12 protein-coding genes are annotated in these 12,424 nt (G+C 44.5%); 1 reads left to right on the top strand and 11 read right to left on the bottom strand.

Features of this window, described 5'->3' with window-relative positions; all coding sequences use genetic code 11:
• Window positions 1-36: 36 nt before the first annotated feature.
• From Q7P41_RS12530 to pilM, 9 genes are all read right to left on the bottom strand, one after another.
• Window positions 37-792 carry an ABC transporter ATP-binding protein gene (locus Q7P41_RS12530; protein ID WP_303884712.1) on the bottom strand — a complete coding sequence of 252 codons (756 nt, stop codon included), beginning with the start codon at window positions 790-792 and terminating at the stop codon, window positions 37-39.
• Between the two features lie 3 nt (window positions 793-795).
• On the bottom strand, window positions 796-2,619 hold the full coding sequence (locus Q7P41_RS12725) for a branched-chain amino acid ABC transporter ATP-binding protein/permease (RefSeq protein WP_310849585.1): 1,824 nt from the start codon (window positions 2,617-2,619) through the stop codon (window positions 796-798).
• A gap of 3 nt (window positions 2,620-2,622) precedes the next feature.
• On the bottom strand, window positions 2,623-3,531 hold the full coding sequence (locus Q7P41_RS12545; protein ID WP_303884713.1) for a branched-chain amino acid ABC transporter permease: 909 nt from the start codon (window positions 3,529-3,531) through the stop codon (window positions 2,623-2,625).
• A 32-nt stretch (window positions 3,532-3,563) separates the two neighbouring features.
• The gene (locus Q7P41_RS12550; RefSeq protein WP_303884715.1) at window positions 3,564-4,724 is read right to left on the bottom strand and encodes a branched-chain amino acid ABC transporter substrate-binding protein; all 1,161 of its coding nucleotides are present in this window, start codon (window positions 4,722-4,724) and stop codon (window positions 3,564-3,566) included.
• Between the two features lie 185 nt (window positions 4,725-4,909).
• Entirely contained in the window at window positions 4,910-6,112 is a 1,203-nt protein-coding gene (locus tag Q7P41_RS12555) for an aspartate kinase (protein WP_303884716.1), read from the bottom strand.
• 24 nt (window positions 6,113-6,136) lie between these two features.
• A complete protein-coding gene (gene dapD / locus Q7P41_RS12560; protein WP_303884718.1) occupies window positions 6,137-6,835 on the bottom strand; it encodes a 2,3,4,5-tetrahydropyridine-2,6-dicarboxylate N-acetyltransferase in 699 nt (232 codons plus the stop codon).
• On the bottom strand, window positions 6,817-7,470 hold the full coding sequence (locus Q7P41_RS12565; protein WP_303884719.1) for a 4-hydroxy-tetrahydrodipicolinate reductase: 654 nt from the start codon (window positions 7,468-7,470) through the stop codon (window positions 6,817-6,819). Before Q7P41_RS12565 ends, dapD begins: the two co-directional genes overlap by 19 nt.
• Window positions 7,455-8,354, bottom strand: a complete 900-nt coding sequence (gene dapA, locus Q7P41_RS12570; RefSeq protein WP_303884721.1) for a 4-hydroxy-tetrahydrodipicolinate synthase — start codon at window positions 8,352-8,354, stop codon at window positions 7,455-7,457. The genes Q7P41_RS12565 and dapA overlap by 16 nt, the downstream gene beginning before the upstream one ends.
• Window positions 8,355-8,762: 408 nt before the next feature.
• Window positions 8,763-9,725 (bottom strand): type IV pilus biogenesis protein PilM, encoded by a 963-nt coding sequence (gene pilM, locus Q7P41_RS12575; protein WP_303884723.1) that lies wholly within the window; start codon window positions 9,723-9,725, stop codon window positions 8,763-8,765.
• Window positions 9,726-10,261: 536 nt separating this feature from the next.
• Here pilM and Q7P41_RS12580 point away from each other — a divergent pair.
• Window positions 10,262-11,227, top strand: coding sequence for an extracellular solute-binding protein (locus tag Q7P41_RS12580; protein ID WP_303884725.1), 966 nt, complete (start codon window positions 10,262-10,264; stop codon window positions 11,225-11,227).
• 37 nt (window positions 11,228-11,264) lie between these two features.
• On the opposite strand, the gene Q7P41_RS12585 is transcribed toward Q7P41_RS12580, so the two are convergent.
• Together Q7P41_RS12585 and Q7P41_RS12590 are read right to left on the bottom strand one after the other, a co-directional pair.
• Window positions 11,265-11,414 carry a hypothetical protein gene (locus tag Q7P41_RS12585; RefSeq protein WP_303884726.1) on the bottom strand — a complete coding sequence of 50 codons (150 nt, stop codon included), beginning with the start codon at window positions 11,412-11,414 and terminating at the stop codon, window positions 11,265-11,267.
• A 141-nt stretch (window positions 11,415-11,555) separates the two neighbouring features.
• Window positions 11,556-12,424, bottom strand: an 869-nt coding sequence (locus Q7P41_RS12590) for an ABC transporter substrate-binding protein (protein ID WP_303884729.1), incomplete at its 5' end; no start/stop codon positions are given.

The raw sequence follows: 12,424 nt of genomic DNA on the forward strand, positions 1-12,424 counted from the left end.
TACTCAAAAATCTTGTTCTCATCTTTCTGCAGCTCCCTATTTATTCTCAAACTTCTTCTCCAAGGCGCTTCCGCCTAGATAGGCAGCTTTTACCCTATCGTCATTAGCTAGTTGACTTGATGGTCCTTCGATGCTAATTTTGCCGGTCTCGAGGATGTAGGCGTAATGTGCTTCAGCTAAGGCTTTTTTAGCATTTTGTTCCACCAACAAAATCGAGACGCCGCGTTCTTCGTGAATCTTTCTTATGGCGTTAAATATTTCTTTTACCAATATCGGTGCCAATCCAAGGGAAGGTTCATCCAACAAAAGAAGGGTAGGTTTGGAAATCAGTCCTCTTCCGAGGGCAAGCATCTGTTGTTCCCCCCCGGAAAGTGTGCCGGCAAGCTGGTTTTTTCTCTCCAAAAGCACCGGGAAGAGCTCGAAGATCCATTGTTTCTCCGCTTCGACTTCTTTCTGAGACAGCCGTTCTCTTCCGCCATAAGCCCCGAGGTTTAAATTTTCTTCCACCGTAAGGGTGGAAAATACCCTTCTTCCCTCAGGTACGTGTGAAATCCCTAAAGAGGCAAGCTCGTGTGCAGGTACGAGACTCAGGTCTTTGCCCTTATAATATATTTTTCCGCTTTGCAAAGGCACTATCTTTGAGATAGATTTAAGCATGGTCGATTTGCCCGCTCCGTTTGCTCCTAAGACAGCTACTATTTGGCCTTCATAAAGCTTTAGCGATACATCCTTTAAAGCCTGAACAGCCCCATAGGTAACAACGACATTTTCCAGGACTAACAACTCGGACATGCCCTATTCCTCCCTGCCCAAGTAGGCTTCGATGACCTTTGGATGGTTGTAGATTTCTTTTGGTGTTCCTTCTGCTATTTTCATTCCCATATCCATCACCACGACCCAATGGGAAATGCCCATGACCACGTTCATGTCATGTTCGATTAGCAAAATGGTAAGGTTTTGTTCTTCTAAGAGGCTCTCCAAAAATACCATAAGTTCCTCCGTTTCTTTATCGTTTAAACCGGAAGAAGGTTCGTCCAGAATTAATAACCTCGGGGAGGATGACAATGCCCTTGCCAGTTCCAGGAGTTTTTGCTTTCCGTAGGGCAAGTTTTTGGCGAGTTCGTCATGCACGTCGCCTAATCCGGTTTTTTCGAGCCAATGCATGGCAATCTCTAATGCCCACTTTTCTTCCGCTCGTTGAGATTCGGTTCTTACGATCGAAGACAGTACGTAAGAGTTCATTCTATGATGAAGCCCGGCCATGACGTTTTCAATGCAAGTTAGATTGGGAAAAAGCCTGATATTTTGAAAAGTGCGCGCTAAGCCCAACTCTGCGATCTTGTGCGGTTTCAAGCCCGTGATGTCGTTGCCCTCGAAATAAACTCGACCAGATACCGGCTTATATATCCCGGTTACGACGTTAAATACCGTGGTCTTTCCTGCGCCGTTGGGCCCTATTATACTCGTTATCTTTCCTTGGCTAACGGCCAAATCGAACTCATTAACAGCGACGAGCCCCCCAAAGGTCATTGTCAGTTTATCGGTTGTTAAAATGTGGTTTCCAATTGTATTTGGTTCATTAGAATTATTTTTGCTCGTGGTTTTTTTCATGTTTTGGCTTTTGTCAATTGCCTTTAATTTGCCCCTTACTTTTCCCTTGACATCATCGATATCACTAACTTGCAGTCTCAAAGCTTCTCTTTTTCGCGGCCAAATTCCCCCTGGACGAAATATCATCGTCAATACCAAGGCACCTCCGAAAAAAAGCATCCTGTAGTTTGCAACGATTCGAAAGATTTCCGGGAACACAGTTATAATGCCAGCCCCAAGGATAGAACCGGGTATGGAGCCCAAACCACCTAACATTACGATGCAAAAAAGCATGGAAGATTCCATGAAAGTAAAGGTATCCGGTGAAACGATCATTAATTTGCTCGCATAAATGTTGCCTGCTACTCCGGCTAATGCAGCTCCCATTACGAATGCTAAAAGTTTGAAGTGCCTTACATCAATGCCGCTCGTCTCGGCGGCAATATCGTCTTCGCGAAGATAATTCCACGCTCTGCCGATCCGAGAACGTTGCAGTCGAATTAGACATATTATAACTATGACCAAAATACCCCATACATAAAAGTAAAAACGAGTGGGAGAGTCTATTAAAAAAGGCCCAAGAGAAGGTCTCCCTACGCCGGTTATGCCATTTGGCCCACCTGTTAATCCGAAGGGGTTATTTATCAGTGCTAATCTTACGATCTCTCCTATGCCAATGGTTACAACGCACAGATAATCTCCACGGAGATGTATGATAGGAGAAGTGACTATATACGCAAAAAGGCCTGCACCTATAGCACTGAGTGGAATTAGCCATATTATTGGGATGCCATACAACGTATTTAAGATGGCTGTGATATAAGCGCCGATGGCGTAAAAGGCAGCATGTCCTAAATCAAATAATCCCGTCTCCCCTAATACGATGTTTAGGCTCAAGCCAAGTAGCGCGTATACTCCGAAGAAAAAAGCCACGTCTGTCCAGTAAAAGTTAGAAAAAAGAGGATAGAGGCAAAAAAGGAGAATGATGGCCAATAGCGAAAATTTAGATGTTCCTCGACCCTTACCCATGGGTTACACCTTTTCGGCGACCTTTTCGCCTATTAGTCCTGTTGGACGGAAAATTAATATGATGATGAGAATTAAAAATGTAAAGACATCCTTCCACGCACTCGATATATAGGCCGCTCCAAACATCTCGACTATGCCGAGTAGCAGTCCTCCCAGCATCGCTGCTGGAATGTTACCTATGCCTCCAAGTATAGTTGCAGTAAAGGCTTTAAGCCCATAATTCCATCCCATGACAAAGGATATCTGACGATAGTACATCCCATTCATTACCCCTGCCACGCCGCCTAATGCTGGACCCAGAAAAAAGATGAATAACGTGATCTTTCTTACGTCGACGCCCAGGATTGTTGCCATTTCTCTATCCAGAGCCGTAGCCCTTATCGCTGCACCAAACGTCGTCTTTTGGACGATGTAATATAAAGTTAGCATCAGCATAAAAGATAAAATCAATATGAACAGTTGCATTATTGTTACGTGAAGCCATCCCAAATGTATAGCGTGCGTGGGGACTACCGAAGCGGGGTATGCTTGATATCTTGGTCCCCATATCGCCATTATCGAGTTCTGTAAAAATATGGAGACACCTAAAGCGGATACCACCAAAGGTAGTCTGCCCGATTTTTGAACGGGACGGTAAGCCACTCTTTCCATCAAAACTCCCGCGCACCCCACCGCGAAGAAGGAAAAAAGGAGGGCCGCGATCATGCCTCCCCATAGACCAAATCTTTGGCTCGCGGCCCCTGCTCCCCATATCAGAAGGGAATATCCTAAATAGCTTCCCAAAGCAAACAAATCGCCGTGGGCGAAGTTAATCAACTTCATGACACCATAAACCATGGAATATCCAAGCGCGATGAGCGCGTAAAAAGAACCTATTGTTAGTCCGTTTAAAAGTTGTTCTAAGATTATCATAAGTCGCTCCTTTCTTTCCCTGTGTTATGGTGTTATGGATTGTAAACTACCATCTCTCCTTTTTCGGTCACTACGTACATCTTGTAGATTATTCCCCTTCTATCCCCCCGATCGGTGAAGCCTATGCTTCCCGTGATGCCATCGCAACCTTCCATGCCTGTTCGAAGGACGTTTAACATGGCGTCCGTTTCGGTAGAACCAGCTTTATCGATGGCAAAAGCCAATGCAAACAAGGCATCAGCAGCATAGACGGGCCATGGACTTGTTGGTATGGTGTTGTGCTTTTGCCTATAAAGTTCGAGGAAGCGTTTTGCCTTCGGGGTGTCCAGGTCGGTGGGCATGGGTTCTTGGGTCATGAGACATCCCTTAGCGTAATCTAAACCCGCTATTTTAATGAAATCTTCATTAATGGCAGCATTTCCCCCGACGAAGGGACATTTTATCCCCAGATCTCGACCTTGGCGTACAAGCAGCCCTGCTTCTGGAAAATATCCGGTGAAATACCATACGTCAGGATTTGTTTCCCGAAGTTTTGTAAGGATGGGCGTAAAATCCTTTTCCCCCGGGGTGATGGCATCGTAAAAGACCAGTTCAGCTATTCCTGCATCGAGGTACTGTTTAAGGGCTTTTTTGGCTTCTTCGGCCACACCTAATGCAAATGTCGTATTATCGTGCATGATCGCTATACGACGGGCTTTCATCTCTTCAACAGAGTATTCGCTGAAAAATTGTCCTTGCGTATCGTCGCGCCCGCAAGTCCTGAAGAAATATTTGCGTTCTTTGGCCATGGTCAGTTTTACAGCTGTGCTGCCATAGCCTATGTCGATCATTTTATTAGCTTCGTATATATCTGCTGCTGGTTCGTTGACCGAGGAGCCGTAAGTTCCAATAACCGCAGCCACGCGTTGGGAAACAAGCCTTTGTGCTGCCAAAGCGCTGTCTCGAGGGTTGGAGGCGTCGTCTGCTATTACGATTTCTATTTTGCGACCGCCCAGTATACCCCCTTCTTCTTGAATCATCTGAAGGGCAACCTCGACCGAGTTTTTAGCCATTTCTCCCTCGTAAGCCCATTGCCCGGTAATAGGAGCTTGAAGGCCGATTTTAATGGGTTTTTCCTGCGCGTAGGCAATCCCCAGAGGTAGGACAAACAGAAAAGCAAGGCAAAGACAAATCCATACTTTACCCTTTCGCATCTTTCATTCTCCTCCTCAATATTATTGTTTATTATAAATACTACTATGAACTGCAATCTAAACACAAGCAAAAAGCTGCATTTATGCTGTATTTATATTGCATAAATTATACTGCACACTTTGCCACCTCAATGAGTACCTAAATTTAGGGAGAATTTTTTAAAGGCGATATTTATCCTGGGCTTTCAAGCCAGGTCAAACTCTTCGGCTACTGCCTTTGCGGCCTTTTCTGCATTACTTCTTGGAACTAATGTTGATATTTTTATCTCGGAGGTGCTCGTGCCAAGCAACTTTATTCCCTCTTTATCAAGGGCAGCAAAAAATCTCGCTGCCACCCCTGGGGTTGAGTCTATTCCGACGCCTACGGCCGTTATCTTGGCCACCTCATCGTCTTCGACAAGCGCGTGTTCACCATATTCGGATAAAATATGTTTCACAGTTTTGCGCACACTTTCACTTGCATCCTCTGTAACGGTAAAGGATAAACAGGCATTGCCGTTATTCTTGATCATGGAGATCATGTCTAAGTTTATGTTTTGAGAAGCTAGGGTCATGAATAAATGAACTTGGGTCTTTTGTCCCCCAGGTAAAGGGCTAATGACAAACTTTCTTTGATTTTTGTCCATCGCAACACCAGTAACAACTGGTTGTTCCAGCCAATCTGGTAAGGTATTCACCACGTAAGTCCCCCTTTCATTGGAATGTGCGGACGTAGAATAAAGCTCTACATTAAATTTCTTAGCTATTTCAACGGCCCTGAAATGGATAACTTTTGCGCCCATGGATGCCAGCTCCATCAATTCATCGTACGTTATGTAGGATAGCTTTTTAGCTGATGGCACTATCTTGGGATCACAGGCAAATATCCCTGGCACATCACTATAAATTTCACACCTAGCATTTAACTTCGCGGCTATAGCGACAGCTGACGTGTCAGAACCGCCCCGTCCAAGGGTGGTCACATCTTTGAAGTCAGTGATGCCCTGAAATCCGGTCACAACGACGACGTCATTTGTCTTAAATTCTTCCATCAGCTTTTCCGTATTTATATCGATTATGCGTGCGTTGTTGAAATCGGGTGTCGTTATCATTTCCAATTGAAGGGCATTTAAAGAGACAGAGGGTATGCCCAATTCGTTTAGCGCAATGGAAAGTAATGCTGCCGTCACCTGTTCGCCGGTTGACAGAAGCATATCGAGTTCGCGCGGTTCTGGGGTGCCGCTTATCTTTTTTGCCAGAGATATGAGCCCGTCCGTGGTCTTTCCCATGGCAGAGACCACAACGCATACCTTTTCTCCTTCTTGGATGACCCTTTTTATCTTTTCTGCTACCCTTTTTATTTTTTCGACCGTCGCGACCGATGATCCACCATATTTTTGTACGATCAAAGAAAGATCCCTCCACGTTTTTATTTATAGATTCCTCAAATCCTCAACGATCTTGCTTTTATCAGCGACGTTTTCGTCTACTCTCTTAACGATACGTGCCGGTGCTCCAACGACGACGGTTTTTTCGGGCACGTCCTTCGTCACGATGGAACCTGCGCCAACTATAGCGCCCTTTCCGACTTTGACTCCTTCTAAAATGACGGCATTTGCCCCGATTAACACGTTATCTTCTATTACTACAGGGGTGGCGCTTGGCGGTTCTATAACACCCGCAATGACTGTGCCTGCTCCTATATGACAGTTGGATCCTATAATGGCCCTTCCTCCAATGACTGCATTCATGTCTATCATTGTGCCAGGCCCTATGACGGCTCCTATGTTTATCACGGCGCCCATCATTATCACAACGCCCCTGCCTATTTCGACCATATCCCGTATTATCGCCCCAGGTTCTATGCGAGCATCGTATTTAGTAAGGTCAGCTAAGGGAATAGCCGAGTTTCGAGCCCTTACCTCAACATGAAAATCTCGAATGCGGTCTTTGTTTTTATCTCTTGCCCTTTTTATCTCCTTATAATCGCCAATTAAAACCCCAAAGTCCAAACCGCCGACGAAGTGCAAGTCGCCCCAATCAAGATCTCGAAGATCCCCAGCTACGAAAGCAATGGAAGGAGTCGTCTTTTTTGATTCGCTTATGAGTTTAATTATTTCTTGAGCTTGCATTGCAAGACCTCCTCAAAGGTATAAAAACCATTATTGACAGTCAATGCAAATTCTGCGGCCTTCAAGGCACCATAGGCGAAGACGCTTCTTGATATGGCTCGATGATTGAAGGAAAGGATCTCTCCTTCGTTTGCAAAGATAACGCTATGGTCTCCGGGCACGCCTCCAATTCGCAAGGAATGCATGGGACAAGGCCTTCCAACGGCATTTTGAAGCATTATGGCCGTTCCTGACGGGGCGTCTTTTTTCTTGTTGTGGTGTGCCTCAATGATCTCTAAGTCCCAGTCCTCAAAAAGCTTTGAGTAACTTGCCAGTATGATCTTTAAGGCGTTAACTCCGAAGGAAAAGTTATAACTTTGTACGACCGAGACTTTCCTGGCAAGTTCTTTTAACATTAAGAAGTCTTCATCGTTTAGCCCTGTTGTACCTATGACCAGAGCCGATTCATGTTTTTTGCAAAGCTCTATCGTATCGGGCAAAGAGCTTCTGTGTGAGAAATCGACGATCACTTCAGGTCTCGTTTCATCGCTCCAAGTTTCCTGGGTATCCACTTTTAAGCATAAAACATGACCCTCGAAAGCCTTCTTGATTTCTTGGCCCATCCGACCCGTAGCCCCTATTAAACCGTAACGCATGAAAGTATCCCTCCTTCTTCCATGGCCCTGTCTACCTCAGCCATTGCCTTAGGTGAAGCTGGAATCAAGGGAAGCCGCAGTTCATTTCGACACAACCCGAGCTTGCTCGCTGCATATTTTACGGGAATCGGGTTAGTTTCGCAAAATAGACCTTTCATCAAAGGGAAAAGCTGGAGATGCAGGCGACGCGCTTCCTCTGTCTTTCCTTGCAGGGTGTAGCGTATCATATCCGAAGTTTCTTTAGGCGCTACGTTTGAAAGTACGGAAATTACGCCGTCTCCTCCGGCATTTACCAGATGAAATGCTTGATCGTCGTTTCCTGAAAGCACGGCAAAGTCCTGCCTCGTTCTTTTAACATTCTTGATTAACGCATCGACCTGTGCTTGGTTGCCCGATGCTTCCTTAATGCCCACTATGTTTGGGATTTCTGCAAGCCTGATAACAGTTTCAGGCAGGATGTTTACGCCTGTTCTTCCTGGAACGTTGTAAATAATTATTTGTCCGCTTCCCAGGCGTGAAGCAACTGTTCGATAATGTTCATATAATCCATCTTGTGGCGGCTTATTGTAGTAAGGCGTAACAATTAACACCGCATCAGCTCCAAGCGACAACGCCACTTGCGACAGTTCGACCGTTGTTTGCGTACAGTTTGAGCCCGTGCCAACCACGATGGGGATCCTTCTGGCAACTCTTTCGACGAAAAATCGGATGATCTTCCTTTTTTCGGTGCTGCTGATTGTGGTTGCCTCCCCTGTAGTTCCAAGTACCACTAAGAAATCGACGCCATTTCTGATTTGAAACTCCACCAATCTCTCCAGGCTTTCGAAATCAACCCTTCCTTTCTTAAAAGGCGTAATCAGTGCTGTGCCGGTTCCTCTGAACATATCTATCCCTCCAAGTATGTGAATATAATAAAAAGCTCGTCCCAAATTTGGGACGAGCTTTTATACCCGCGGTACCACCCATCTTGGACACCCTTGTTCGCAAAACAAATGTGCCCCTCTCGTTAGCCCTTTGACGGAGGCAACCCGAGCGTGTACTCCGGCCTTTTTACCTTTCCACGCCAGCTCTCGCAAGCTTTGGGCCTTGCGGTGCACCAAGGGCGCCTCTCAGCTCGGTAAACGCCCATCTCTGTTGGTACCTTCTTCCTCCGGCCTCTTGCTTCATCGCCGTTACGTTATAAAATCAAGTTGTATGAATCTTACAAGTATAATCTGGTATTGTCAATAGGGCGAATTGTCTTGTCAAAAAAAATAAAGCGAAAACACACTCCTATCTGTCGTCTATAGCAATCATATAATGTCCCTTAACGCCAGACCCAGCGGTGCCTCCCAACCACCTCCCCTTGGCCGTTCATCGAGTGGGAAGTTTTTCCAGGGATCAAGTAAAGTTACGGGAAACGCCACGGCAGATTTCAAAGCGTCCCGTAGCTCTGATGCGAGTTTGGTCAAGCCGATCAAAAACAATCGATTTATTCCTAAATAGGGATAATAACCGTTGAGGTAATCGACGGTAAACTTGATTTCCTTGACAATGTTTTGAACCAAGTATTCTGAGTTCGTTTTGCGCCCTAACATTACAGGCCTGTAAAATATACCGTCGTCCTTGTAACCCAGGGCTATCAGGGAAATGGTATCACCCAGGAAAAAAGACAAATATCCTTCTTTACTATCAAATGCATCGGCTAGGCCTTCGCTGTCTTTAGGAGATATGAGGGCGCTTCTGAAGAGTGCTATCGATGTGGGCTCTAAGGCAGTAGGGAAAAAACCAGCGCTTGTGATGGCTTTCATAATTTTGTCTATAAAGGATTTGCTCGATGCTATTACTAAATACTTTCTAAATGATTCTCTCTGGTTTGAATCTTTAGGAGGAAAGGGGAAATCGATTTCTACTGCATCATAATAAGCCTTTTCAGCCGTAAGGGGTAAATATTGATCTAATTGCCATTGAAGTGACTTTATCACTTCGTCAAAAGGCATGTTCCTAGGAAAATCGACAAAACCTTCATGGCTATCCCTCATGGGAATTCCAAAAGCTGCTTTAACCTTGCCAAACCTTCCAATCTTTTTCTTTAACTTTTTGAGAGCCAGATATAGGGCCTCTGTATCGATGACGCTTTCCATTTGTATTACTTCTTTGGGGAGAAAAACTTTGGCGCGGGCGTTACATTTCAGGGATGTGCCTTCTTTTTTTAGCTCAACGTAGCGAAGTCCTCCACCCGAGATTGATATCCCGCAGTGAACGTTCTTCCTCATAAAAAACAACTCCTGTCCGAAGATGCTCAATTGATAATAACATTGATAATGATAACAATATTGATAATAACAGGAATCGAGAATTATCTCCAAATTTTTTCCATCAGGTTTCGACATTCACCGTTGTGAATTAGGCAAACATCGTCAGGTATGCCCTAAATGCAGGAAGAACTATTCCCTTGCCCTGACGTGAAAAAGCGTTCAGGAAAATCCTTGTCAATCGATCTGACAGCTTCCCAATTTTTTGGGCGTTTTGTTTATGGCCCAATACTATCGATTCTAATTTATGAGGTTTGTAAAACTATTAAAATATTGTTCATTTTATGTTACATTTGTTAATGTTGAGGGCAAAACTTGGCACTGAAGAAGACATACAACCAGATCATAAATTAGCGGGAGTATCTCAATCATGCGTAGGATAGCCTTTTTTGCAGGAAAAAATGAACTTGACCGTCATGTCTTATACTTGCATGATATAACTAACGAAATATATTAATGTATAGTGCCTCTTAAATTAAGAAAGGAGGGAAAGTGCAATGAAGGGGAAAGCTTGTTTTCTTGCAATTACAATGGCTCTGTGTTTAGGAATTGTATTGATGGGAAATTCGGCTTTTGCCGAAGAACAGGAAATTATTGTCCTTCACGCAGGTAGTTTGAGCGCTCCCCTGGAAGCCATAGAGGAGGCTTACGAGAGGGCAAATCCCGAGGTGGACATTGAAAGAGAATCAGGAGGAAGCGCAGGTTTAGCAAGAAAGATTATAGACAACAACCCCTGTGACGTCTTTTTCTCGGCAGACTATCTGGTCATTGAGCAGTTATTAAGGCCCAAATTTGCAAAGTGGAATATAATGTTCTCTTCTAACGAGATAGTTCTGGTGTATGGACCGAAATCTAAATATGCTGATGAAATCGACGCGTCAAATTGGTACAAGATAATTCTTAGGTCCGACGTCTGCTGGGGTCATTCCGATGAAAATGCCGATCCTTGTGGATATCGTTCCCTTATGGTTTTACAGCTTGCTGAAAAGTATTATAAGGATGCCAATGATCTTTATCAGAAGGCAATCAATGACCCGACGAGACTTGTCCAGCCTAAGGCAGACGATTTGGTTGCCATGGTAAAGAGCGGAGAATTAGATTACGCCTTTGAGTATCGTTCGGTAGCTGTGCAGCATGGTTTGTCTTTTGTAGAACTGCCCGACGAGGTGAATCTGAAAAACCCAGACTTTGCTGATTTATACGCAACTGCGGAAGTCGAGCTGGCAGGTAAAGAACCTGGAGAAAAGATTATAACCAAAGGCAGTCCCATTGTATATAGTTTAACCATTCCTGTAGGCGCCCCACATGAGGAGGCTGCCGTTAGATTTCTTTCGTATGTATTGGATCCCCAGGGAGGATTGGCAATATTTGAAAAAATGGGACAAGCTACAGTTGGGCCAAAACCTGTCAAATCGGATGATCCTATCCCAGAGGCGTTAAAGCCTTTGATGAATTTTAATTAATTCAAAGAGGCGGAGATCTCAACTCCGCCTCTTTGTGCTATCTGTATAAAAGTGGAGGTAGTTCTTCGATTTCTACCTTCACCGCATCTGCGGCGGCCCTTGCATGTTCCTCCGTGTCGGCACATACTATGGCAACTGCCTCTCCCCACTGACGGATCTTGTCTCCTTCCTCGATGAGGATACCCATCGGCCAAAGACCATAGATCCCTTCGGGGATCCTTAGGTCAATTGGCTCGGAGAAATCTTGTCCTTTTCGGATTGCAAAACGGAGGGTTAGTTTCGATATAGCCTTAGGTAAACGATTGCTTTATTTGTCCAAGGTAGTTTTTCAAATCCAGGGGTCATAGCCCCCGTAATCTTTTTTCATGTTCGAGTATACTCTTTTTCCCAAAAGAAATAAATATATACCATCAGCCTTTTTTTCTTGATCTATATCATTAAAGTTTGACGGAATCACAACTTTGCCAATAAAGTAGGCGTTGGCAAAACATGTACCTAAATTTGTCGTGTAATAATTATAAGGTAACGTCAAATAAACTCTGCCATGTTTGAAAGCTGACAAATTTTTATAAAATTTTGAGTTTTTTCGAATGTCCTCTTCGACTTGATGTCTTCCACCTCCATCGACAAAAATTATGTCTGGATCCCATACTAAAAGCATTTCTTTGTCAATTAGTACATATTCACCCTTTAAATTTCTCGCAACACTTTTTATCCCTAAAAACTCGAAAGGGAGATATCTTCTAAAGGTACTTTCGATTCCATGGGCGCCCCTGTGTCCGATTCCGCCGACATAAACCGAAGGGGTCTCCTGGGCGAAGCCCTTTGCGCGACTCGACAGATCTTTTTTCATATCCTCAAAAAACTTAACGAGATCATCTGCTCTCCTGGAATTGTCCATGATACGCCCTATCAGGCTCAAGGAGCGATATACAGCTTCTTCGGATACCATCTTGTCTCCGTAGGATAACACGACTACTGGGATGCCAAGCTTGGTTTGGAGCCTATCGGCGTTGTTTTTATGCATATAGGTTATAAATATTAAATCGGGATTGCAACTTAAAGTTGCCTCCGGATCCGGACCTTGATTTATGCTTGCAGGTCCCCCTGGACCAATGACTGGAAGCGTCTTGAATGAAGGGTTAGCGTATGCATAAGGACGTCCCGTTGGATCTTTTTCCATCTCCTCCACTCCCA

The organism is Acetomicrobium mobile (assembly GCF_937920065.1).

Excerpts from the sequence above, each read along its gene's own strand:
- Q7P41_RS12580 (WP_303884725.1), top strand. The coding sequence starts at position 10,262 with ATGAAGGGGAAAGCTTGTTTTCTTGCAATTACAATGGCTCTGTGTTTA.
- Q7P41_RS12550 (WP_303884715.1), bottom strand. The coding sequence starts at position 4,724 with ATGCGAAAGGGTAAAGTATGGATTTGTCTTTGCCTTGCTTTTCTGTTT.
- Q7P41_RS12530 (WP_303884712.1), bottom strand. The coding sequence starts at position 792 with ATGTCCGAGTTGTTAGTCCTGGAAAATGTCGTTGTTACCTATGGGGCT.
- Q7P41_RS12585 (WP_303884726.1), bottom strand. The coding sequence starts at position 11,414 with ATGGGTATCCTCATCGAGGAAGGAGACAAGATCCGTCAGTGGGGAGAG.
- dapA (WP_303884721.1), bottom strand. The coding sequence starts at position 8,354 with ATGTTCAGAGGAACCGGCACAGCACTGATTACGCCTTTTAAGAAAGGA.
- pilM (WP_303884723.1), bottom strand. The coding sequence starts at position 9,725 with ATGAGGAAGAACGTTCACTGCGGGATATCAATCTCGGGTGGAGGACTT.
- Q7P41_RS12565 (WP_303884719.1), bottom strand. The coding sequence starts at position 7,470 with ATGCGTTACGGTTTAATAGGGGCTACGGGTCGGATGGGCCAAGAAATC.
- dapD (WP_303884718.1), bottom strand. The coding sequence starts at position 6,835 with ATGCAAGCTCAAGAAATAATTAAACTCATAAGCGAATCAAAAAAGACG.
- Q7P41_RS12545 (WP_303884713.1), bottom strand. The coding sequence starts at position 3,531 with ATGATAATCTTAGAACAACTTTTAAACGGACTAACAATAGGTTCTTTT.
- Q7P41_RS12725 (WP_310849585.1), bottom strand. The coding sequence starts at position 2,619 with ATGGGTAAGGGTCGAGGAACATCTAAATTTTCGCTATTGGCCATCATT.